General features: G+C 75.7%; 20 protein-coding genes and 1 tRNA gene. 9 read left to right on the top strand and 12 right to left on the bottom strand.

Annotated features, from left to right (window positions below):
- The first annotated feature begins 65 nt into the window (after positions 1-65).
- On the top strand, positions 66-356 hold the full coding sequence (locus LQ327_RS08520; protein WP_230731562.1) for a hypothetical protein: 291 nt from the start codon (positions 66-68) through the stop codon (positions 354-356).
- Positions 357-407: 51 nt separating this feature from the next.
- On the opposite strand, the gene LQ327_RS08515 is transcribed toward LQ327_RS08520, so the two are convergent.
- From LQ327_RS08515 to LQ327_RS08505, 3 genes are all read right to left on the bottom strand, one after another.
- The gene (locus tag LQ327_RS08515; protein ID WP_230731560.1) at positions 408-2225 is read right to left on the bottom strand and encodes an ATP-dependent DNA ligase; all 1818 of its coding nucleotides are present in this window, start codon (positions 2223-2225) and stop codon (positions 408-410) included.
- A 294-nt stretch (positions 2226-2519) separates the two neighbouring features.
- Positions 2520-3398, bottom strand: coding sequence for a zf-HC2 domain-containing protein (locus LQ327_RS08510; protein WP_230731558.1), 879 nt, complete (start codon positions 3396-3398; stop codon positions 2520-2522).
- Positions 3395-4090, bottom strand: a complete 696-nt coding sequence (locus LQ327_RS08505; protein ID WP_230731556.1) for an RNA polymerase sigma factor — start codon at positions 4088-4090, stop codon at positions 3395-3397. The genes LQ327_RS08510 and LQ327_RS08505 overlap by 4 nt, the downstream gene beginning before the upstream one ends.
- 268 nt (positions 4091-4358) lie before the next feature.
- Here LQ327_RS08505 and mftD point away from each other — a divergent pair, with 268 nt between their 5' ends.
- Entirely contained in the window at positions 4359-5540 is a 1182-nt protein-coding gene (gene mftD, locus LQ327_RS08500; RefSeq protein ID WP_230731555.1) for a pre-mycofactocin synthase MftD, read from the top strand.
- A gap of 228 nt (positions 5541-5768) precedes the next feature.
- On the opposite strand, the gene LQ327_RS08495 is transcribed toward mftD, so the two are convergent.
- From LQ327_RS08495 to LQ327_RS08485, 3 genes are all read right to left on the bottom strand, one after another.
- Positions 5769-5857 (bottom strand) — tRNA-Ser (locus tag LQ327_RS08495).
- 10 nt (positions 5858-5867) lie between these two features.
- Positions 5868-6347, bottom strand: a complete 480-nt coding sequence (locus LQ327_RS08490) for a nucleoside deaminase (protein ID WP_230733189.1) — start codon at positions 6345-6347, stop codon at positions 5868-5870.
- Positions 6337-6888: a tRNA adenosine deaminase-associated protein gene (locus LQ327_RS08485; RefSeq protein WP_230731554.1), complete on the bottom strand. Its 552-nt coding sequence runs from the start codon at positions 6886-6888 to the stop codon at positions 6337-6339. Before LQ327_RS08485 ends, LQ327_RS08490 begins: the two co-directional genes overlap by 11 nt.
- A 202-nt stretch (positions 6889-7090) precedes the next feature.
- On the opposite strand from LQ327_RS08485, the gene LQ327_RS08480 reads away from it, so the two are divergent.
- Together LQ327_RS08480 and LQ327_RS08475 are read left to right on the top strand one after the other, a co-directional pair.
- A complete protein-coding gene (locus tag LQ327_RS08480) occupies positions 7091-8275 on the top strand; it encodes a M20 metallopeptidase family protein (protein WP_230733187.1) in 1185 nt (394 codons plus the stop codon).
- Positions 8276-8351: 76 nt separating this feature from the next.
- Entirely contained in the window at positions 8352-9380 is a 1029-nt protein-coding gene (locus LQ327_RS08475) for a prephenate dehydrogenase (RefSeq protein ID WP_230731553.1), read from the top strand.
- Between the two features lie 32 nt (positions 9381-9412).
- Here the strand turns inward: LQ327_RS08475 and LQ327_RS08470 are convergent, their stop codons facing one another.
- Positions 9413-10369: an SDR family NAD(P)-dependent oxidoreductase gene (locus tag LQ327_RS08470; RefSeq protein WP_230731552.1), complete on the bottom strand. Its 957-nt coding sequence runs from the start codon at positions 10367-10369 to the stop codon at positions 9413-9415.
- 106 nt (positions 10370-10475) lie between these two features.
- Here LQ327_RS08470 and LQ327_RS08465 point away from each other — a divergent pair, with 106 nt between their 5' ends.
- Positions 10476-11150 carry a TetR/AcrR family transcriptional regulator gene (locus LQ327_RS08465; RefSeq protein WP_230731551.1) on the top strand — a complete coding sequence of 225 codons (675 nt, stop codon included), beginning with the start codon at positions 10476-10478 and terminating at the stop codon, positions 11148-11150.
- A gap of 6 nt (positions 11151-11156) precedes the next feature.
- Here LQ327_RS08465 and LQ327_RS08460 read toward each other — a convergent pair whose 3' ends face one another.
- The gene (locus tag LQ327_RS08460) at positions 11157-12026 is read right to left on the bottom strand and encodes an ATP-dependent DNA ligase (RefSeq protein ID WP_230731550.1); all 870 of its coding nucleotides are present in this window, start codon (positions 12024-12026) and stop codon (positions 11157-11159) included.
- 171 nt (positions 12027-12197) lie between these two features.
- On the opposite strand from LQ327_RS08460, the gene ku reads away from it, so the two are divergent.
- On the top strand, positions 12198-13268 hold the full coding sequence (ku, locus tag LQ327_RS08455) for a non-homologous end joining protein Ku (RefSeq protein WP_230731548.1): 1071 nt from the start codon (positions 12198-12200) through the stop codon (positions 13266-13268).
- On the opposite strand, the gene LQ327_RS08450 is transcribed toward ku, so the two are convergent.
- Positions 13265-13492, bottom strand: coding sequence for a cation transporter (locus tag LQ327_RS08450; RefSeq protein ID WP_230731544.1), 228 nt, complete (start codon positions 13490-13492; stop codon positions 13265-13267). The genes ku and LQ327_RS08450 overlap by 4 nt on opposite strands.
- 335 nt (positions 13493-13827) lie before the next feature.
- Between LQ327_RS08450 and LQ327_RS08445 the strand changes: the two genes are divergently transcribed.
- Positions 13828-14946: an NHL repeat-containing protein gene (locus tag LQ327_RS08445; protein ID WP_230731542.1), complete on the top strand. Its 1119-nt coding sequence runs from the start codon at positions 13828-13830 to the stop codon at positions 14944-14946.
- A gap of 70 nt (positions 14947-15016) precedes the next feature.
- Here the strand turns inward: LQ327_RS08445 and LQ327_RS08440 are convergent, their stop codons facing one another.
- Positions 15017-16210: an MGDG synthase family glycosyltransferase gene (locus tag LQ327_RS08440; protein ID WP_230731540.1), complete on the bottom strand. Its 1194-nt coding sequence runs from the start codon at positions 16208-16210 to the stop codon at positions 15017-15019.
- 281 nt (positions 16211-16491) lie between these two features.
- Between LQ327_RS08440 and LQ327_RS08435 the strand changes: the two genes are divergently transcribed.
- Both LQ327_RS08435 and LQ327_RS08430 read left to right on the top strand, forming a co-directional pair.
- On the top strand, positions 16492-17718 hold the full coding sequence (locus LQ327_RS08435; RefSeq protein WP_230731539.1) for an MGDG synthase family glycosyltransferase: 1227 nt from the start codon (positions 16492-16494) through the stop codon (positions 17716-17718).
- Positions 17715-18602, top strand: coding sequence for a DMT family transporter (locus LQ327_RS08430; RefSeq protein WP_230731536.1), 888 nt, complete (start codon positions 17715-17717; stop codon positions 18600-18602). Before LQ327_RS08435 ends, LQ327_RS08430 begins: the two co-directional genes overlap by 4 nt.
- Before the next feature lie 127 nt (positions 18603-18729).
- Here LQ327_RS08430 and LQ327_RS08425 read toward each other — a convergent pair whose 3' ends face one another.
- Both LQ327_RS08425 and LQ327_RS08420 read right to left on the bottom strand, forming a co-directional pair.
- Positions 18730-19917, bottom strand: a complete 1188-nt coding sequence (locus tag LQ327_RS08425; protein WP_230731534.1) for an LCP family protein — start codon at positions 19915-19917, stop codon at positions 18730-18732.
- A gap of 376 nt (positions 19918-20293) precedes the next feature.
- Entirely contained in the window at positions 20294-20989 is a 696-nt protein-coding gene (locus LQ327_RS08420; protein ID WP_230731532.1) for a TetR/AcrR family transcriptional regulator, read from the bottom strand.
- Position 20990 lies beyond the last annotated feature (1 nt).

Raw genomic sequence — 20990 nt, 5'->3', positions numbered from 1 at the left:
GTTCGCCGTACGTTACCTGCGACGAACGGTCGAACCGATCGGTCCGATCACCTGGGAGGAACTCCGTGTCCAAGCACCGCGCCCCGCGCCGGCTCGGCCGTCGCGCCGCCACGCCCGTCGCAGCCCTCGCGCTCTCCGCGGCCGCTCTGACGGCCGTCGCGCCGATGGCGTCGGCCCACACCAGCACGAAGCACCACGACTGGAACGACGACGACGGCGACGTCGGCGTCCTCAACCACTCGACCGTTCTCCCCGTGCAGGCCTGCGGGACCCAGGTACCGATCCTCTCCGGGATCCTCGGCGGGAACTCGGACCACGCGAGCTGCGCCCAGTCGGACACCAACTCCGACGACTGACCCCTCGGCGGCGTCCCCCGGCTCCACCCACGGGGCCGGGGGCGCTCCGGGTCAGCCGACCAGCAACTGCTCCGTGGGTACCTGCTCGCGATCACGCGCCGGGACCCGCAGCCGTACGGTGGTCCCGCTGCCCGGCCGGGAGTCGACGTGCAGGTCGCAGCTGCTGCCGAAGGCGGCCTGCAGCCGGCGGCTGACCTCGGCGATGCCGCCGTGACGGGCGTCGACCTGCGAGGCCGCGCGAAAGGCCTCCGGACCCATGCCCGCGCCGTCGTCGGACACCGTCACCAGGCAGTCCGCCCCGGCACCCGACGCGGTCACGTGCACCGTGCCGCCCTCCGGCTTCGGCTCGATGCCGTGCCGCACCGCGTTCTCCACCAGGGGCGCCACCACGAACGGCGGCAGCACGACCTTCTCGACGTCGGGGGCGATCGTCACCTCGACGCCCAGCCGCGGGCCGAACCGGGCCTGCTCGAGCGTCAGGTAGCGCCGCGCGTTGCGGAGCTCCTCCGCCACGGTGGTGCCGGCCTCGCCGTCGCGGAACGAGTAGCGCGTGAAATCGGCGAACTCGGTGAGCAGCTCCCGGGCCCGGGACGGGTCGAGCCGCACGTAGGCCGCGATCGCGGTCAGGGCGTTGTGCACGAAGTGCGCGGAGAACCGGGAGCGCAGCGCGGCCTCGACCTCGGCGTCGGGCAGCGCCACCTCCAGCGTCGGCGGCGTCCGGGCCGGCGTCGTGCCCCCGACGTCCGACGCGCCCCCCGACCCCGTCATGCCGCGGGAGTGCCCCGGCCGGCGCAGGCGCGGGCCGTCGACGGTCGCGAGATCGTCGAGCGCGAGATCCGTCGCGACGACCGGTGCGGCCAGGACCGGCGCCTGCACCGTCGCGGGGTGCGTCCCGGCCCGCAGCCCCCGCCACACGGGACGGCCGAGCAGGCCGGTCGGGGTCCACCGCCGGTGCTCGACGTGCCCGACGAGGCGCGGGGTCAGCCAGTGCGCCGCGGCGTCGACGTCGGCGGGCAGCGGGTCGTCGAAGGGGCTGACCGGGCACGTGAGCCCCTGCGCCGCCTCGAACATCTCCCGGCGGGCGCCCGCGGTGACCCCGGTGCTGACGCGGCCGACGTAGCGCAGCGTGCCCTCGCTGGGGACGCCGAGCAGCAGCGAGCCGATCCCGGCCCCGCCGCCGCGCGGGGGCAGCCAGCCGCCGACGACGACGTCCTGCGGGCGGGTGACCACCGAGGAGATCCAGCTCCTCGAGCGCCGCCCGCCCTGGTAGGTCGACTCCACGCGCTTCGCCACGACCCCCTCGAGCCCGTAGTGGCGCGCGGTGCGCACGACCTGCTCGGCGTCCACGCCGGTGAACGACGGCGGGACGACCACCCGGCCGCCCGCGAGATCGATCTCCGCGAGCAGCTCGCGGCGCTCCCGGTAGCTCATGCGGGCGGTGGAGCGCCCGCCGACCTCCAGCACGTCGAACACGTAGAACGACACCGGCGTGGTCTCGACCAGCCCCCGGGACGGCGCGCGCACCTTGCTCCGGCGTCGCAGCCGCGATGGGCTGGGGCGCCCGACCGCGTCGAGCGCGACCACCACGCCGTCGAGGACCAGCCCCGGGGCGGCGGGCGCGCCGAGCTCCGGGAAACCGGCCGTGACGTCGTGCCCGTCGGCGTCGAGCAGGCGCAGCTCACCGCCGCCGGCGTGCCCGAGGCAGCGCAGCCCGGACCAGACGAACTCGAACGCCCAGCCCGCCCCGCGGGGCAGCTCCCCGGGCGAGGCGAGCATCGGACGGGCCCGGCCGCGGGGGCCGGGCACGCGGGCGACGGTCTCCCGCGCCCCGGGGGCCGCGGACGGGCCGCGCAGCGGTGAGGTCCCCATCGCGGCGCCTCCCCTGCTCGTCGGCCCGCACCGGCCCGTTCCGGCGCGGCGGGTGCTCCGCGGCGGTCGGAGCGCCGCGTCCCACCCGACGAGCGACACGGTAGCCAGACCCCCCGACGGCGTCCGTGAGTTCCGCGCCGCGCCACGGCGGTGCTGCGGCCGGACACCGCCACGACGCGACGAGCGGCTGACCCGCCATCCTGCCGCGTCGGGTGCCTGCCCACAGCCGATAGGACGCCGCCGGACGACCGATGGCCGCCAGTCGCCCCCGGACCGCCCCGGGCTCTCGCCCGATCAGACCAGCGGGCCGCTCGCGACGATCGCGGTCGGTCGCGTGGGCACCGGCCCGACCGGTTCGGCCGACAGCGCGTAGGCGCGTTGCTGCAGCGTCAGGGGGTTGCCGTCGGACCCCGGCGCGCCGGTCGCGCCCGGCGTCGAGCCCGCCGTCGGGGTGAACGACCCGCCGGTGGGATCGACCGTCCCGACCGGGGTCGCGCTGACCCCGGCGACCCGCCAGAGCACGAACGTGCGCCCGCTGCCGATCGCCGGGAGGTCCAGCGGGACGACGCGCGGGCCCGAGCCGTCGTCGAGCACCACCGCGGCGACGTTGCCGTTGCCCCGCTGGATCAGGGACGCGGAGCGCACCGCGGGGTCGCGGGCCTGGGCGCTCGCGACCACCTGCTGGGCACGCTGCGCCACGGCCGTGCGCGGGTCGGTCGGGTCCGGGCCCGCCGCGCCCCGCGCGGCGAAGACCACGATGCCCGCGATGACCGCGGCGAGCGCCAGGATCGCCGCGACCCGCCGACGCGGGAGCGGGACGGGCAGCGGGCCCGTCGTCGTGCCCGGGGTCGGTTCGGCGCCGGACGGGGTCACCGCCGGCAGTTCCCGCGTGGTCCGCTCGCGCGCGGGGGCCGGACGGGGCGGGTCCGGCTCGGCCGCGGCCGCCGCGAGGATGCGCTCCCGCAGCGCCGCCGACGGCTCGACGACGGGGACCGCGTGCGCCAGGGCGGCCATCGTCTCGTGGGTCTCGGAGAGCAGCGCCCGGCAGGCCGCGCACTCGCGCAGGTGCTCGGCGACGCGGTCCTCCTCGTCGGGCTCGAGCGCGTGCAGGGCACGCCCGACGACGCCCTCGGCGAGCTCCGGGTCCTGTCCGTTCTCGTGGCCGGCGCTCACCAGGTGTCCCCGAGCAGGTCGAGGCCGGAGGTGCCGAGGACGGGGGCCAGCAGCACCCGCAGCTTCGCGACACCGGTGAACATCCGCGACTTCACCGTCCCGATGGGGACGCCCGTCATCGAGGCGACCTCACGCTGGGTGTAGCCGCCGTAGTAGGCGAGCCCGAGCGCCTGGCGCTGCTCGTTCGGCAGGTGGCGCAGGGCGGCCCGGACGTGCTCGGCGATGACCGACCCGAGGGCCGCGCGGTCCGCCGACGGCCCGGTGGCGGTACCGCCGTCGTCGGGCTCCTCGGTCGGGACGTGGTGGCGACGGCGGGTGGCCTCGCGCCGGACGGCGTCGACCGCCTTGTGGTGCACCAGGGTCAGCAGCCAGCTCACGACGGTGCCGCGGGTGCGGTCGAAGCGGGCCGGGTCGCGCCACAGGACGAGGAAGACCTCCTGCACGACGTCCTCCGCCAGGCTCTCGTCCGCGCAGATGCGGCGGGCGAGCGAGTAGGCGGCGCGGCCGTGGCGGGTGTAGAGGACGTCGAGGGCGGAGGTGTCGCGCTCGACGAGCCGCGAGACCAGTTCGGCGTCGGTGACGTCGGCGTCCGGACCCGCGGGCGAGCCCGCCGGAGCCGACCGGTCGGCTCCGACCGGGACGGCGGGGGCGGGCCCCGTGAGCGGGGGCCCCGGGGGGCTGGACGGGTGCATGGTCTGCGGTCTCCTCTCCCCGGCCGCGGTAGGTCACGCCGGAGACGTGCAGGGGTTCGGCGTCCGGCCCCACCGCGGTTCGGTCGATCGGGCGAAGGTGCGGGCCCCCTCCGCCCGGAGGGGACCGGGCCGCCCGCTCACGCGGGTCCCCCGGTGACCGCCGCCATCTAGGCTCCGTCGGGACGGGTCACCGAGCGCGTTCCCGCGCGTGGAGAGGACGATCCGGTCGACCCGGAGATCCGGACGAGGAAAGGGGCGGAGCGCTCTCATGGCAGGTCAGTGGTTCGAGTCGGTGGCGGAGGCGCAGCGCCGCGCGCGCAAGCGGCTGCCGAAGTCGGTGTACGGCGCGCTGGTGGCCGGCAGCGAGGCCGGGGTGACCCTCGACGACAACACGGGCGCCTTCCGTGAGCTGGGCTTCGCCCCGCACGTCGCGGATCTCCCGGCGGAGCGCTCCCTGGCGACGACGATCATGGGCCAGGAGATCTCCATGCCCATCATGATCTCGCCGACCGGGGTGCAGGCCGTCAATCCCGAGGGCGAGGTGGCCGTGGCCCGCGCCGCGGCGTCGCGCGGGACCGCGATGGGCCTGTCGTCGTTCGCGAGCCGGTCGATCGAGGACGTCTGCGCGGTCAACGACAAGACGTTCTTCCAGATGTACTGGGTCGGCGACCGGGACACCCTCGCCGCCCGCGCCGAGCGCGCCAAGCGCGCCGGGGCCAAGGGTCTGATCGTCACGCTCGACTGGTCGTTCTCGCACGGGCGCGACTGGGGCAGCCCGTCCATCCCCGAGAAGATGGACTGGAAGACGATCCTCAAGTACATCCCCGAGGGCGTCTCGCGGCCGAAGTGGGGCATCGAGTTCCTGCGCAGCGGCAAGATCCCCGACCTGACGGTGCCGAACATCCCGGTCGACGGGTCCGTCCCCCCGACCTTCTTCGGCGCCTACGGCCAGTGGATGTTCACCCCGCCGCCCACCTGGGCCGACGTCGCGTGGCTGCGTGAGCAGTGGGGCACGGACTCGCCGTTCTGCGTCAAGGGCATCACCCGCGCCGACGACGCCAAGCGCGCCGTGGACGCCGGGGCCACCGCGATCCAGGTCTCCAACCACGGCGGCAACAACCTCGACTCGACGCCCGCCCCGATCCGGGTCCTGCCGGGCATCGTCGAGGCGGTCGGGCGCGACGTCGAGGTGATCATGGACGGCGGCATCCGGCGCGGCTCGGACGTGGTCAAGGCGCTGGCGCTGGGGGCGAACGCGGTCGCGGTCGGCCGGGCCTACCTGTGGGGCCTCGCGGCGGCGGGCGAGGTCGGCGTCGGGAACGTCCTGGACATCCTGCGCGGCGGCCTCGACTCCGGGCTGCTCGGGCTGGGCAAGAAGTCGGTCCAGGAGCTCGCGCCGGAGGACCTGCTCATCCCGCCGAACTTCGCCCGGACGGCGACGAACTCGTAGCGGGTTCGCGGCTCTCGTACCGACCGAAGGGCACCTTCGCTCGATCTATTCGCGCGAAGGTGCCCTTCGCTCGTTCGGGGCGGGGCGAGCGCGTTCCGGCGAGGGGCGCCCTTCGGCGGCTCTTTCGAGCGACGGTGCCCTTCGGTCGAAACGAGGGGCCGGGGGACGCGGAACCCGGAACCGGGCCCGGACGCACGAACGCCGGCCATCCCGAGGGGATGACCGGCGTGGCGGTAGCGGTGGGATTCGAACCCACGGTGGGCAGAACCCACACGCGCTTTCGAGGCGCGCTCCTTTGGCCGCTCGGACACGCTACCGGTGGTAACCCTACGGGACGCCGGCCTCGCCCTCGCGACCCCCCCGACCGCTGCGGAACCACGCCAGCAGCAGCTCCGAGCACTCCGCGTCGCGCACCCCGCCGGCCACCTCCGGGCGGTGGGTCAGGCGCCGGTCGCGCACCACGTCCCACAGCGAACCCACCGCCCCGGTCCGCGGCTCCCACGCCCCGAACACGATCCGGTCGACCCGCGCGAGCACCGCCGCGCCGGCGCACATCGTGCACGGCTCGAGTGTCACCGCCAGGGTGCAGCCGCCCAGCCGCCACCCGTCGCCGTGCACCGCAGCGGCCGCACGGAGCGCCAGGATCTCGGCGTGCGCGGTGGGGTCGCCGTCCGCCTCGCGCCGGTTGGCGGCGACGGCCAGCTCCCGACCGGCGGAGTCGACGACGACCGCGCCCACCGGCACGTCGTCGGGATCCGAGCCGGCCGCGACCTCGAGCGCCCGGCCGATCAGGTCCTCAGGACGCAGGCGCGGTCTCCACGACCTTGGCCAGCTCGTCGGCGAACCCGCAGCGCCGGGCGATCGCGGTGAGCTGCTCGTCCGGGTACAGGTCGATCTCGTCGACCAGCACGGCGAGCTCGTCGGCCGGGACGCCGAGGTCGGCCAGCATCGCGAGGTCGCCCTCGGGCCACGGGTCGTCGTCGACCTCGTCCTCGTCCGGGACGTCGAGGCGCAGCAGGTCCAGGACGTCGGCCGCGACGTCGTAGTCCAGTGCCGCGACCGCGTCGGAGAGGAGCAGCGCCACACCGCCGGGCACGGGCCGCACGAGCACGAAGAACTCGTCGTCCACGTCGAGCAGGCCGAGCACCGCGCCCGTGGAGCGCAGCGCCCGCAGCGCGGTGATGGCCGAGTCGAGGTCGGCCAGCGCGGTACGGTCCATCGAGACCGCGCGCCAGCGCCCCTCCTCCCGCGTCACGGCGACGGCCCAGCCGTCGAGCGGCACGACGGTGCCCGGCCCACCACCCTTGGGCCCACCGCGCGGGGCGGCCTGCGCGCCCTGACCAGCCATGTGGACCACGGTAGGGGCGTCCTTCCGCGTCGGAAAGGGAGTTCAGCCTGCTCGCACCGAATCGACACCTTCTGCGCGCCGGGCGGTCGCCCGTCAGGGGTCGGGGGTGCAGGATCGGGGTGTGAGCACGTCCTCGGAGACCCGCTCGGGCCACGCGGCCGGGGGTGGGCGCCGCGCCGCGCACCGTGCTCCGGAGCGCGCGCTGCTCGCCGAGGCCCGCGCGCTGCAGCCCGACACCGTCGCCCTGCGCCGCACGCTGCACCGTCATCCGGAGCTCGGTCTGGAGCTGCCGACGACCCAGGCCGCGGTGCTCGCCGCGCTGCGCGACCTGCCGCTGACCCTCACGACGGGACGCTCGTCGAGCTCCGTCGTCGCCACCCTGACCGGGAACCACCCCGGCCCCCCGGTGCTGCTGCGCGCCGACATGGACGCGCTGCCGCTGCAGGAGGAGAGCGGGGTCGATCACGCGTCGCGGATCGAGGGCGCGATGCACGCCTGCGGGCACGACCTGCACACCGCGATGCTCGCCTCCGCCGCCACCCTGCTGGCCGGTCGCCGGGAACGGCTTGCGGGCACCGTCGTGTTCATGTTCCAGCCGGGCGAGGAGAGCAGGCACGGGGCGCTGGCGATGCTCGCCGAGGGGCTGCTCGAGCACGGCGGCACCAGGCCGACGTCGGCGATGGCGCTGCACGTGACCTCGCGGCTGGCCTCCGGCACGCTGCAGACCCGCGCCGACTCGATCATGGCCTCGTCCGACGACTTCACCGTCACCGTGCACGGCGCCGGCGGGCACGCCTCCGCCCCGCACGACGCGCTGGACCCGGTCCCCGCCGCCGCGGCGATGGTCGGCGCGCTGCACACCATGACGAGCAGGCGGGTGAGCGCGTTCGATCCCGCGGTGCTCACCATCGCCCACCTCACCGCCGGGACGACGACGAACGTCATCCCCGAGACCGCGGTGCTCGAGGGGACCGTGCGGACGCTGTCCGAGCAGACCCGGGAGACGCTGCTCGCCGAGCTGCGGCGGGTGTGCACCGGCATGGCCGACGCGTACGGCTGCACCGCCACCGTCGAGATCGACCGCGGATACCCCGTGACGGTGAACGACGCCGGGGTGGCCGACCGGGTCGCCGACGTCGGGCGCTCGGTGCTCGGATCGCGCTTCGTCGAGCCGATGCCCGACCCGATCATGGGCTCGGAGGACTTCTCCTACGTGCTCGCGCGGGTCCCCGGGGCGCTCGCGTTCCTCGGCGCCTGCCCGCCCGGCACCGACCCGTCCGAGGCGCCGCCGAACCACTCCAACCGCGTCGTGTTCGACGAGGACGCCATGGTCGCGGGCGTCGCGCTCTACGCCGGCTACGCGCTGGAGTCGCTGCGTCCGTCGTGACCCGGGACGGCGACCCCTGAACGCGCACACGGGGGAATTGTCGTCACCCGTCCGTGTCGTCCTACGCTCCCGTGCCGTGGGGACTCCGGAGGTGGACAGCGGCGCCGTCCTGGCCGCCGCGCTGCAGCGACCCGTGTGCGTGCTCGGACTCGGGCTGATCGGGGGCTCGCTGCTGCGGGCCGCCGTCGACGCCGGCAGAGATGCGTGGGGCGCGTCGGCCTCGACGACGACGGCCGAGAAGGCCCGCGCGGACGGCTACGACGTCGCCGACGACGTGGCCGCGGCCGTGCGCCGCGCCGCCGAGGCCGACGCGCTCGTCGTCGTCGCCGTGCCGCTGACCGCGATGGACGACGTGCTCGCGGTCGTCGGGCGGGAGGCGCCCGGCTGCCGGCTCACCGACGTCACCAGCGTCAAGGAGCCGGTCGGCGAGGCCGTCGGGCGCCGGGCGCCCGCCGCGCGCTTCGTCGGCGGGCACCCGATGACCGGCACCGAGTTCTCCGGCTGGGACGCGGGCTCGCTGCAGCTCTTCCACGACAAGGTCTGGGTGGTCGCCACCGACGACGACGCCGACCTCGAGGTGTGGACCGACGTCGTCGCGCTCGCGCTGGCCTGCGGCGCGACCGTGGTGCCCGCCGCGTCCGACGAGCACGACGTCGCCGTCGCCCGCATCTCCCACCTGCCGCACCTGCTGGCCGCCGTGCTCGCCGCGGTCGGCGCGGACGGCGGGGAGCTGGCCCTCGCGCTGGCGGCCGGGTCGTTCACCGACGGGACGCGCGTCGCGGCCACCCGCCCCGAGCTCACGGCCGCGATGTGCGAGGGCAACCGCGACGCCCTGCTCTCCGCGTTCGACGACGCGCTCGGCCGCCTCGGCGCCGCCCGCGGCTCGCTCGCCTCGACCGGCGGGCTGCTCTCCACGCTCACCGCGGGGCACGACGGCCGCGCCGCGCTGGACGCCGCCCGGCAGGATCGCCGCGAGGTCCGGATCGACCTCGACCCGAGCCCGGCGGAGCACCTCGAGGCCATGCGCGAGCTCGGCCGGACCGGGGGTCGGATCATCGGCTGGACCAGCGAGGCGCTCGAGGCGGCAGCTCCGGACGAGGACTGACCCGTTCTGAGCGAAGGGTCCCTTCGCTCGGTCTAACCGACCGAAGGTGCCCCTCGCCCAGCAACGGCCGACGGGAGCGCCACCCCGGTGAGCTCCTCCGCGGCCGCCCAGAACCGGGCCGCGAGATCGGCGTCGCCGGCCGCGGCCGGGGCCCGCACCTCCCCGGTGCGCCCCGCCATCTGCAGCAGGCCGGCCGGGCCCCACCCGGTCGGGCCCCAGTAGGACCCGGTCGCCGCGTGCGGGTCCGTGGCGGCCACCAGCATGGGTTCGGCGCCCATGTCCACCTCCTGCGTCGGCAGCAGCCGCTCGGCGAGCAGGGGGAAGCTGCGCCGCGGCGTCGCGCTGCCGACCGAGGCCCCGGCCACCCCCAGGTTGGTCCGCGTGATGCCGGGGTGCGCGGCCAGGCTCCGCAGGTCCCAGCCCCGGGCCGTGGCGACCTTCGCGAGGTGGTTGGCGAGCAGGAGGTCCGCGAGCTTGGTGCTCCCGTAGACCGACCACGGGGTGTACCGGCGCGGGACGGCGAGCCGGGCCGGGTCGACCCGCCCCATCCAGGCGGCGGTGCTGCTCATCGTCACCACCCGCGCCCCGGGCGTCGCGAGCAGGCGCGGCAGCAACCGGACGGTGAGCGCGAACGGCCCGAGGACGTTCGAGGCCGTCTGCAGCTCGAACCCGTCCGCGCTGAGGTGCTGCTCCGGGATCGCCATCACCCCGGCGTTGTTGAGCAGCAGGTCCAGCGGGCCGTCGAAGCCGTCGGCGAACTCCCGCACGGACGCCTGGTCCGCGAGGTCCAGACGGCGCACCTCGACGTCCGCGCCGGGCACCCGGCCGAGGATCTCGGTCCGCGCGGCCTCGCCCTTCTCCGGGACGCGCACGGCCATCACGACGCGGGCCCCGGCGCCGGCGAGCCGCGCCGCCGCCTCCTTGCCCGTGCCGCTGTTGGCTCCGGTGACGACGGCGGTCCGTCCGGTGAGGTCGGGAACGACGTGCACGGCTGACTCCTCTCGGTAACAACAGACCGGCGGTCTGTTGTTACCGACGACGCTAACGGACCGCCGGTCTGTTCGCAACGTACCGCCGGTCCGTAATATCGGCGGCATGACGTTCCGCCGGGCGCGCAGTGACTCCCAGCGCGAGGAACGACGGCGGGCGATCCTCGAGACGGCCGCCGCGATGCTCCTCGAGATGCCGGTCGCCGAGGTGAGCCTCAACGAGATCAGCCGCCGGGTCGGGCTCGCGAAGTCGAACGTGCTCCGCTACGTCGAGTCCCGGGAGGCGGCGCTGCTCGACCTGCTCCACGCGCGCGCCGAGGAGTGGCTCACCGCTCTCGACGAGGCCCCGGTGACGGCGGGGTCCGCCCAGCAGCGGGCCGACGGCATCGCCGGGCTGATCGCGACGACGCTCGCCGAGCGCCCCGTGCTCTGCGACCTGCTCGGCGCCCAGGCCGCGGTGCTCGAGCGCAACGTCTCGACCGAGCTGGCGGTGCGGCACAAGCACGCCGCCCTGGCCGCGGCCCGCACGCTCGCCGCCACCGTGCGCCGGCACGTGCCCGAGGTCGACGCGGACGCCGCGATGCACGTGGGCGGCGCGGCGGTGCTGTGCGCCGGCGCGGTGTGGACGGCCTGCCAGCCCTCGTCCGCGATGCTCGCGGCCTACGAGCAGGACCCGGACCTCGCCGCGATGCGCCTCGACTTCACCGCCGCGCTCCGCGAACTGGTGGCGCTGCTCCTCGCCGGGCTGCTGGCGCGGGGCGGTCGGCTCCCGACGGGCTGACCCGCCTCACCACAGCCCGAGGGTCTCCTCCTCGTCGCGGCTGTGCCGGCCGCGGCCTGGTCCCGACGACGAGCGTGGTCCGGTGGACGACGACGCGGCCGCGGCGGGGCCCGACGACGCCGCGGCCGGTGACGGGTCCGACGGCGCCTCGCCCGGCGGCACGGCCATCCCCGGCAGCGTCGGCGCGATCGCCGACAGGGCCGGTCCGGCGGGCGGTGGCTCGGCCGGCGCGGGCAGGTCCCGGACGGCGTCGGTCGGCGTGGTGGGCAGCGCCTCCACGCCGGCGACCACCCGGACCCAGTCGTCAGCGGCCTCGGCGTCGTACGGGGTGTCCCGACGCCGGGCCATCACGCCCGGCAGCCCCTGCTCGCGGACCCCCGCGAGCAGCGCCGCGCCGTCGTCGTACACCGGGGAGACCTGGATGCGCCCGACCTCGTCGAGCGAGAGCCGCCCCAGGGTGGCGCGGCGCTCGTCGAGCGGGCGCTCGGTGAGCGGGACGCCGTAGAGCCGCAGCACGTCGTAGACCATGAAGATCGCCGGGCGGGCGTGCGCGAGGGAGCGGGCCTTGCGGGGGTCGGCGCGGCGCAGCCGGTCGAACAGCGCCAGCGACGAGGGCTGCCCCGCGTCGAGCAGCACCGCCTCGCCGTCGAACAGCCCGTCGGCGACGACCTCGGCCAGCGGGGCGAACTCCGGGAACCGCGCCGTCACGTCGTCCCCGTCGAGGGTGCGCAGGTGCAGCGTCCCCTGGTCGACGTCGGCGAGCAGGCGGATCCCGCTCCAGTCGACCTCGTAGCTCCACGCCTCACCCACCGGGAGGCGACCGGGCACCGGCTGCATGGGCCGGACCCCGGCGCCGCGCACGCCGACATCCTGCATGCCGACATCGTGCCCTGAGCCCGTGATCGGACTGTCGCGGACGCCCCTCGGGCGTGTCGTGGGTCGCGTGTCCGTCGCGCAATCCTGTGAGCCGGGACGCATGTGGGGCATCCTGGGGGGGAGTATGCCGTCACGTGGGGTGACGGGCGGCGGAGCGAGGGGAGCCGCGCGATGCGCGCGATCTGGAACGGCGCGGTGTCGTTCGGGCTGGTCAACGTACCCGTACGGCTCTACGCCGCGACGACGAACCACGACATCCGCTTCCATCAGGTGCACGAGGTCGACGGCGGCCGCATCCGCCAGAAGCGGGTCTGCTCGGTGTGTGGCGAGGAGGTCGCCTACTCCGAGATCGCGAAGGGTTACGAGACCGACGACGGCCAGCTGATCATCCTGGACGACGACGACCTCGCGACGCTGCCCACCGCGACCGGCCACGAGATCGACGTCGTGCAGTTCGTCCCGGCCGACCAGGTCGACGCCCTGCTGCTCGACAAGAGCTACTACCTGGAGCCGGAGAGCAAGGCGCTCAAGCCGTACTCGCTGCTGCGGGAGGCGCTGCGCGAGACCGACCGGATGGCGCTGGTCAAGGTGGCGCTGCGCCAGCGGGAGACGCTGGCGCTCCTGCGGGTGCGCGGGAACGCGATCGTGCTCCAGACGATGCTGTGGCCCGACGAGGTCCGTGACGCCGACTTCCCCGTGCTCGACGGCGAGGTCGACCTGCGCCCGCAGGAGATGGCGATGGCGTCCTCGCTCATCGACTCGCTCGCCGGGGACTTCGAGGCCGACGGGTTCGAGGACGACTACCGCAAGGCGGTGGGCGACCTCATCGAGTACAAGCGCGAGCACGGCGGCGGGCGCCCGGCCCCCGAGGAGACGGTCGCCGAGGACACCGACGACATGACAGACCTGCTCACCGCGCTGCGTCGCTCGGTGGAGGCGGCGGGCGGCACGGCGTCCGGGTCGGACGCGCCGGCCGAGGAGAAGCAAGAGCCCGAGAAGAAGGCGGAGCCCGGGAAGAAGGCGGAGCCGGGGAAGGAACCGGCGAAGGAGCCCGAGAAGGCCGCCTCGTCCGGGTCGAAGGGCTCGACCACGCGGAAGAAGAGCTCGTCGTCGTCGAAGAGCACGGGCTCGTCGGAGAAGTCGGGCTCGTCGTCCGGCACGAAGTCCGGGTCCCCGTCACGGTCGCGCCGGAAGACCTCCGACGACGAGAGCAAGGACGAGAAGGCCAGCCGGACCGCCTAGGCGCGCATGTAGGCGTCGCGTCCGGGCACGTCGTAGCCCTGGTCCTCGATCGCCTCGACGACGGACCCGAGGGCCAGCTCGTCGTCGTGCTCGACGCGGACGACCCGCGCCTCGAGGTCGACGTCGACCCCCTCGACGCCGTCGATCGGGGACAGCGCGCCCTCGATGGCGGCGCGGCAGTGGTCGCAGTGGATCTCGGGGACCGAGAGCGTGGTCTTGGCCATGTCGTCCTCCCTGTCGGGCCGGCAGCGCGGCCGGCGTGTTGGGGGCGGTGGGTCACCGGTCGGTGCCCCCGTGCGTCCTCGCGACGGTGCCACGCCCCCGGTCCGGGCGTGCCGGGCACCCCGGGGCGTTCCGCGGCGGCGGCACCGGGGGCGCCTGGCATGATCGCGGAACCGTACCCCCCGAGGGTATCCCCGAACCCCGGGCTCCGGATCGATCCAGGAGTGCACGCCACGACGAACCGCCCGGGGCGCCGCGCACGGAGTCCTCGCGACGACGACGGCGGCTGCCCCGGCCGCCGTCGGCACCTTCCGACGACGAACGGAATACTCCGGACATGCCTCGACGTCGAGCCCGCGTCCTGCTGACGGCCCTCGCGGTCGCCGGACTGGCGCTCACCGCCTGCAGCAACGAGCCACCCCCCGCCGCCGCGCCACCGAGCTCGACCCCGGCGGGAGCCGCGGCCCCGACGACCGGCCTGCTCCCACCGGGCGTGCCCACCGAGGGGACGCGGCCGAACACCGCCGGGCTCCCGCTCGCCGCCGAGCCGCAGTCCGCGCCGGTCCCGACCGTCCCGCCGCCGGGCCGACAGGTCCAGGTCGGGTCGGCCCCGGAGGGCGTGGTCGTCGACCCGGTGACCCGCACCGTCGCGGTCGCCAAGCGCAACCCGAACGAGCTGGTGCTGCTCGACGCCGACACCGGTGCCGTGCGCTCCCGTACCCCGCTCCCCGGCTTCGTGCGCCACCTCCAGCTCGCCGCCCCCGGCGGGCCGGTGCTCGTGCCGGTGGAGAGCGCGAACGCCCTGGTGCGGGTGACGCTGCCGGGCGGGCAGGCGGCGCCGCCACTGTTCGTCGGCTCGGTGCCGCACGACGCCACGCAGGACCCGAACGGCACCGTCATCACCGCCGACGAGCTCGGCGGGACGGTGTCGGCCGTGCGCGGGAACCAGGTCGTCAAGGTCTTCACCGACGCGGTGCAGCCGGCGGGCGTGGCGCCGGTCGGGGACCTCGTCGGGATGATCGACGTGCGCAAGAACACGCTGACCACCTACAACGTGGACACCCTGCACATCGTCGGCGAGGCCCCCGCCGGCGGCGGCCCGACGCACCTCGTCGCCGACCGCCACGGCCGGATGATCGCCACCGACACCCGCGGCAACCAGGTGCTCGTGTTCCAGCCGAACCAGTCGGGGCCGCCCACCCAGGTCGGCGCGGTGCCCCAGCCGGGCGGGCCGTACGGGATCACCTACGACGCGGTGCGCGACCGGGTGTGGGTCGCCTCGTCCGGCACGAACCAGGTGATCGGCTACGACATGACGAGCCCGCAGCCGCGGGAGGTGGCGCGGGTCCCGACGGTCCAGAACCCGTACACGCTCGGGGTCGACCAGCGGACCGGCCGGCTCTACATCGCGGGCGTGTCCGGCGGGGTCATCCAGATCACCGATCCGCCCGCATAGGTGCGCTCCGCGCCCGTGAGCAGTAATTGACGCCAGAGCATCAATTACTGCTCACGAGGCCGGAGGCCACCTACGCCGCCGGCACCGCCTGATGCTCCTCGGCGGCGAGCTCGAGCACGATCGCGGCCACGTCGCGGTCGGGCGCCGCGGGCCACGGCGAGAGCGGCGAGGTGTACGCCATGCCGTCGAGCACCGTGGCGAGCCCCTCCGGTGTCGTCGGCCACGGGGCGAGGCCGGCGTCGGCGAGCACCGTCGCGTTGGCGCGGCCGTGCCCGGGGATCGGGTGGTACGTCACGGCGGGGAGGTTCGCGACGAGCGCCTCGGTCACCGAGAGCCCGCCCGCGTTGTGCAGCAGCACGTCCGCGGCCGCCATGAGCGCCGGGACGTCGTCGCGCCAGCCCAGCGCGGTCACCCGGTCCCGGGCGTCCAGGTCCTCGCGCAGCAGGGAATTGCGGCCGCAGAGGACCAGCACGTGCGCGGACGGGTTCGTCAGCGCCGCGTCCACGAGCGCGGGCACGTCACCCAGGCCGAGCGAGCCGGCGCTGATGAGCACCGCGGTCTCGTCGTCGGTCAGGCCGAGGGAGCGCCGCGTGTCGGTGCGGTCGGCGTCGGTGTGCGCGCGGGAGAACCGCGGGTCGACCAGCGGGCCGGCCGGGCTCACGGCGACGCCGTAGACCTCGCCGGCGGCGTCGGCGCAGGCGGTCGTCACCGACAGGTGGACGTCGACGCCCGGGTGCAGCCACATCCGGTGCGGCGCCGGGTCGGTGAGGTAGCTCACGACGGGCACCGCGATCTGGCCCGCCGCCCGCATCCGCCCCAGCGTCTGGCACGAGAGCGGGAACGTGGAGACCACGACGTCCGCGTCCCGGGTCCAGCGGCGCACCGTGCGCTCGGAGCACATCAGGAACGTCAGGATGATGCCGCGCACGAGACCCCGGTGCTCGAGGGCGTGGAAGAGCCAGTCGAAGAAGCGCGGCAGCTTGTTCACCACGACGCCGTAGCCGTCGCCGATGATCACCTGGCCGAACCGGGGCAGCGCGTCGAGGTAGTCGTGCACCTCGGCCACGGCACCCCGCGCGCGCAGGCGCGCGGCCAGTTCGTAGGCGGGCCGGTCGTGCCCCGCCCCGACGCGCGCGGTGAGCACGACGACGCGCGGAGAGCGCGCGTTCGGCTCCCGGGCCGGCGTGGGCTGGTCCGGGGCGACGGCGCGGGGACCGTGACGCCTCCGGGGACGAATCGACCTCGGGACGCCGAGTGCGGTCATCGGTCGCGGGGCTCCTCTCGGGCGTGACGACGTCCGACGGGCACGGGTTTGATCCACGCCACCGTACGGCGTTCCGCTGGCCGTGACCCGCCCGTGAACCTACTGTGACCCACTCCGGACCACGACGCCGGGACACATGATCGGTGTCGCGCACGGCGGTGTGATGAGGGGCGGGTGAAGCCCGGCCGAAGCCCCCGTGAGCGGGTGAACATGGCCTCCCCGGAGCATGAACAGCACACCCGGACGGGTGCGGCCGAACGCGGGTCGAGAGACTGACACCCGTGACGAGGCCGCAGAACGACCACGCGACCCGGGTGCTCATCGTCTCCGGCGAGATCGGCCAGGGCCACGAGGCGGTCGCGCGCGCCGTCCAGTCGACGGTGACGCGCGACCGACCGGACAGCGACGTCCGGGTCGCCGAGGCCTTCGCCCGGATGGGCCACGGCTCGGGTCCGGTCTTCCGCTGGCTCTTCGAGTTCGCGGTGCAGTGGACGCCGCTGCTGCAGGAGGCCTGGTACGCCGCGGTGACCCACTCGCGGCTGGTCCGCTGGTTCTACCGCGAGGTCATGGGCGCGTGGGTGGCCCGGGCCCTGGAGGAGGACCTGGCGGGTGAGCCGACCGACGTCGTCGTGTCCACCCACCAGCTCGCCACCGCCGGCCTCGCCTGGCTGCGCCGCCGCGGGGAGCTCGACGCGCGGATCGTCGCCGCGGTCTGCGACTTCGCCCCTCACGCCTACTGGACCTACCCCGGCGTAGACGAGTACCTCGTGCTCGACGACCTCGCCCGCGAGCCCACCCGGGCGATGGACCCCGGGGCCGGGGTCACGGTGCGCTCGCCGCTGGTCGGTGCCCCGTTCCGGCCGGTCGACGACGACGAGTCCCGCGCGGCCCGGGCGGAGCTCGGACTGCCCGACGATGCCCTGGTGGTCGTCGTGACGGCGGGCTCGCTGGGCCTGGGCGGGGTGGCGGGCGCGGTGCGCGCCGCGCTCGCCGCGCACCCGCGCGCCCACGTGGTGGCGATCTGCGGCCGCGACGAGCGGGCCCGGACGCGGCTGCGCGCGCTGCGCGAGAAGGTCGGCGGCGAGCGTCTGCGGGTACCCGACTGGGTGGACGACGTCCCGACCCTGCTCGCCGCCGCCGACGTCGTGGTGAACAACTCCGGCGGGGCGACCGCGCAGGAGGCGCTCGCCTGCGGCCGGACGCTCGTGATCTACCAGCCGCTGCCGGGGCACGGCCGCGACTCCGCCCGCCTGCTGACCGCGGCGGGCCTGGCCCGGACCTGCCGGCGCCCGGGCGCCCTCACCCGGCTGCTGCGCACCTGGATCGCCGACCCCGCCGCGCTGGCCGCCGCCCACGCCCGCGCCGCCCGCTGGTCCGACGGCCACGCGGACGTCGACCTCGCCGCGGTCCTGGGACTGCCCGCCCCGGTCGCGGAGCCCGAGCCCGCCGAGCCGAGCCGCGACGGGGACGACGAGATCCCGCCGCGCCTCGTCGGGAGTGCCCGGTGAGCCCCGCGATCGCGCTGATCGCGGCGCTGTTCGGGGCCTGCGGGATCGCCACCGGCACCGTGCTCCAGCAGCGGGCCGGCCAGGAGATCGACGAGCCGGACTCGACCCGCGACCTCCTCGTCCGGGTGCTGCGCCGCCGGCGCTGGTGGACCGGACAGGCGGTCATCGGCATCGCGTGGTGCTCGTACGCCTTCGCGCTCCACATCGGCCCCGTGGCCCTCGTGCAGCCGGTGCTGGTGACCGGCCTGGTGTTCGGGACGATCGCCTCGGCGCGGTTCGCCCGGCGCCGGCTCGACCGCCGCCTGCTCGTGGCCTCCGGCGCGTGCGTGCTGGGCCTCGCGACCTTCCTGGCGATCGCGCGACCGCAGGCCCCCGCCGTCCCGCCCGAGCCCGCGTTCGCGCCGCTGTTCGCCGTGGCCGTCGCCGCCGGCGGGCTCGGCCTGCTGGGCCTGCGCGGGATGGGCTGGGGCGAGCCGGTCCGCGCCGCGCTGCTCGCCCTCGCCACCGGGGGCTTCTACGGGCTGACCGCGACGCTCTTCTCCTCCGCGCTCCGCGAGCCGAGCCTGATCGCGGCCCTGACCACCTGGTACGCGGCGGGAGCGGCCGTGAGCGCGGTGTGCGGCTGGGCGCTCTCCCAGCGCGCCCTGCACCTCGGGCGCCTCAACGCCCCGGTCAACGCCGTCATCGGCACCACCGACCCCGCGGTCGCGGTGCTGCTCGGGGTGCTCGTGCTCGGCGAGCACGTCGCGACCTCGCCCCTGGACATCGCCGGCGAGATCCTCGCCGCCGCGGTCGTCGTCGCCGGCACGGTCGTCATCACCCGGCACTCGGCCGCGGTCCTGCGCGACGACCGCGAGGGCACGCCGGCCCTCGCGTGGGGCTGAAGGAGGGGATCGCCGTGCAGCTGCTCGCAGCGGTCGACGCGGACTCGATCATCGCCGTCCTGCCGATCGTGCTCATCGTGGTGGGCTGCACCGCGCTGGCGATCCTGTTCTCCCGGGACCGCTGACCTCACTTCCCCGAGGTCACCAGGTCCGGCGGGATGTCGTCGCCGGAGCGCAGGGCGTTCCAGAGCCGCGGGGCGTCGCGCTTGTCCCAGTCCACCGCACCGGACACCGACGACGACGGCGACACCGGCACCGTCGTCGTGACCCCGCCGGACCCGACCGAGTGCATCGCCCAGCCGAGGCTCGCGAGGTTCCAGACGTGGTCGGAGCCGTCGACGGTCAGGGTGCCGACGGAGGCGTTCGCGAACGGCACGGTCGCGAACGGGTTGGCCAGGGTCAGCGGGCTCGTCGCCTTCGCCATCAGCGCGGAGAGGAACTTGCGCTGGTTCTGCACCCGCTGCAGGTCGGCGTCGGGGAAGGCGCGGGAGCGGACGTACCCGAGGGCCTTCGTCCCGTCGAGGTCCTGGCACCCGGTCTGCAGGTTGATGCCCGCCTTCGGGTCGTCGAGCGGCTGGTCGAGGCACATGTTCACCCCGCCGACCGCGTCGACCATGGACGCGAAGCCCTCGAACCCGATCTCGGCGTAGTGGTCGATGTGGAGCCCGCTGGACTGTTCGACGGTGCGGGTCAGCAGCTGCGGGCCGCCCGCGGAGTAGGCGGAGTTCAGGCGGGCCTTGTTGCCGTCGACGTTCACGAGCGAGTCGCGCGGGAGGCTGATGATCGAGGTCTGCCCGCCGAACGGGGCGACGTGCACGAGCATCATCGTGTCGGTGCGGCTGCCGTCGGCCGCGCCGGTGGAGAGCTGCTGTTCCTGGTTGCTCGAGAGCCCGGCACGGCTGTCCGAGCCGACCAGCAGCCAGTTGGTGCCCGATCCGCCGGCCGGCCGGCCGCCGTACGACGACAGCGCCTGGGTCCGGGTCATCTGGGTGTCCAGGTAGATCCCGAATCCGACGCCCAGCAGGAGCAGCACCCCGACGACGGCCGCGAGGCGCCGGCCCCAGCGGGCGCGTCCCTTCGGGTTCTTCGGTCCCTTCGGGCTCTTCGGGGACCGCGGCGGTTGCGGGGGCTGCGGCGGTTGCGGGGGTGACGACGGCGGGGGCGGCTCGGCCAGGCCCGGGGGCGGACCGACGCGCGTGCCCGGACCGCCGGAGCGCGGCTCGGGCGGTGCCGCCACCGGCCGGGGCGGGGCCTCGGTGGGCCGGGGCGGCGCGGCAGTGGGCCGGGGCGGCGCCGCGGTCGGCGCCGGTGCCACCGGCGGCGGTCCTGCGGCCGGGGGCGGCCCGGCGCCCGGGGGCGGGCCGGCGGGCGGCGCGGCGGCGGGCGGCGGGCCCACGGGCGGCGGTGCGGGGCGAGCGGCACCGGGCGGCGGACCGGCCGGGGGCGGTCCGGCGGGCCGTGGCGGGCCTGCCGGGGCCGGCGGGGCGGCGGGACGGCCCTGCGGCGGGGGCGGGCCGGGGGGTCCGTGGGATCGGGGCATGGGAGGACTCCTCGCTGCTCGGCTTCCCCCGCCGGACTGCGAGGGGGACGCCGGAGTAGCTCGGGCTCGAGCCACGAGGGCCGGACGCCGCGTTCGGGCCGACCATAACGTCCCCCGACGGGTTTCGACCGGCCCCCGCCGGGGCAGCCGCTCAGTCGCGCCGGGCGAGCACCGCGACGGCGAGATCGGTCACCGTGTCCCGCAGCGCGAGGATCTCCGCGGCGATGTCGGCGGGCGCGACCCCCTCCCGGTCCGCGGACTCCACCGCGGCCAGCACCAGCTCGTTGATCCCGCCGACGAGGGCCTGGGCGAGCGCCGGGGGCAGCGGTCGGCCGCCCGAGCGGGAGCCCACCCCCGCGGCGAGGGCGACCAGCTGGTCGGCGAAGCGGCGCATCACCTCGCGGCGGGCGCTCCGGCCCGCCGGTCCCGTGGAGCCCGGCTCGGTGAGCATGGCCCGCGTGAGCAGGGGATGTTCGGCCATCGCGGCCAGATACGCGCCGGTCACGCTCGCGATCTCCTCGCGCAGCGACAGCCCGCTCCCGGCCGCCGACTCGGCCGCCTGCGCGATCATGTGCAGCGGGCCCTCGGCGACCACGCGGTACGTCGCGAGCAGGCACTCCTCCCGGTCGGTGAAGTGCTGGTAGAAGGTCCGCTTCGAGACCCGCGCGCGGGCGACGACGTCGGTGACGGTCACGCTCGCGTAGCCCTGTTCGGCCAGGAGCTCGGCCATCGCGACGACGAGCCGGTCGCGGTGGTCCGCGGCGGGCATCGAGGACGCCGACCCCGTCCGGATCGCCGCCACGGCCGGGGGTTCGTCCCCGGCCGTCGTGTCAGCGCTCACAGTCACT

The organism is Actinomycetospora endophytica (assembly GCF_021026375.1).
GTDB classification, from domain to species: Bacteria; Actinomycetota; Actinomycetes; order Mycobacteriales; family Pseudonocardiaceae; genus Actinomycetospora; species Actinomycetospora endophytica.
This window is presented reverse-complemented; position numbering and strand designations above follow the sequence as displayed.

Bases quoted from the DNA above. Each gene is read 5' to 3' on its own strand.
- LQ327_RS08515 (WP_230731560.1), bottom strand. From the start codon at position 2,225: ATGGGGACCTCACCGCTGCGCGGCCCGTCCGCGGCCCCCGGGGCGCGG.
- LQ327_RS08505 (WP_230731556.1), bottom strand. From the start codon at position 4,090: ATGCACCCGTCCAGCCCCCCGGGGCCCCCGCTCACGGGGCCCGCCCCC.
- mftD (WP_230731555.1), top strand. From the start codon at position 4,359: ATGGCAGGTCAGTGGTTCGAGTCGGTGGCGGAGGCGCAGCGCCGCGCG.
- LQ327_RS08485 (WP_230731554.1), bottom strand. From the start codon at position 6,888: ATGGCTGGTCAGGGCGCGCAGGCCGCCCCGCGCGGTGGGCCCAAGGGT.
- LQ327_RS08465 (WP_230731551.1), top strand. From the start codon at position 10,476: ATGACGTTCCGCCGGGCGCGCAGTGACTCCCAGCGCGAGGAACGACGG.
- LQ327_RS08460 (WP_230731550.1), bottom strand. From the start codon at position 12,026: ATGCAGGATGTCGGCGTGCGCGGCGCCGGGGTCCGGCCCATGCAGCCG.
- ku (WP_230731548.1), top strand. From the start codon at position 12,198: ATGCGCGCGATCTGGAACGGCGCGGTGTCGTTCGGGCTGGTCAACGTA.
- LQ327_RS08450 (WP_230731544.1), bottom strand. From the start codon at position 13,492: ATGGCCAAGACCACGCTCTCGGTCCCCGAGATCCACTGCGACCACTGC.
- LQ327_RS08445 (WP_230731542.1), top strand. From the start codon at position 13,828: ATGCCTCGACGTCGAGCCCGCGTCCTGCTGACGGCCCTCGCGGTCGCC.
- LQ327_RS08440 (WP_230731540.1), bottom strand. From the start codon at position 16,210: ATGACCGCACTCGGCGTCCCGAGGTCGATTCGTCCCCGGAGGCGTCAC.